The 554-nt window shown below is 66.8% G+C and carries 1 protein-coding gene; it reads right to left on the bottom strand.

All coding sequences use genetic code 11. The features are described from left to right. Window positions 1-224: 224 nt before the first annotated feature. A partial coding sequence (locus AC1DZC_RS20275) for a hypothetical protein (protein WP_477044540.1) occupies window positions 225-554 on the bottom strand: 330 nt, incomplete at its 5' end.

Genomic DNA, 554 nt, shown 5'->3' on the forward strand with positions numbered 1-554 from the left:
GAAGAGGCCCCGGCCATGTTCGAGGCCAATCTGCTGCCGCCGTCGCTGAGCATCTCGGCGGTGACGGTCGAGGAAGAGCCGGCCGAAAAGCCCAAGCGCCGTCGCGGCCGTCCGCCCGCGAGCGAGACGACGACGGCCGGCTGATCCGGGTCGAAGCGACGAGAACAGGCCGGTCCCGCGAATGCGGGGCCGGCCTTTTTCATGCCTCGCCCGGCAGCGAGGGATCAGTGGAAATCATGCGAGCGGATCGGGATCACCTCCTCCATCTCGGTCTCGAACAACGGCAATCTCCGCCGGTCGCGCGGATCGATCGTGCCGCCATGAGTCGCACCGTCGCCCGGCATCGTCATGTTGGGCAGATCCAGGCCGCCGATCCCGCGCAGCAAAGGGGTGTGATCGACGATCCGGTCGGCAACGACATGGATCACGCCGCTTTCCGATTGCACGCGGCCGACCACACTGATCATCGATGCCGACATCAGGATGCGGCGCTGCGCCTCGAACCGGTCCTTCCACAGGATCGCGTTGGCGATGCCGGTCTCGTCCTCCAGGGT

It is taken from the genome of Cellulomonas sp. P2_B4 (assembly GCF_056404795.1).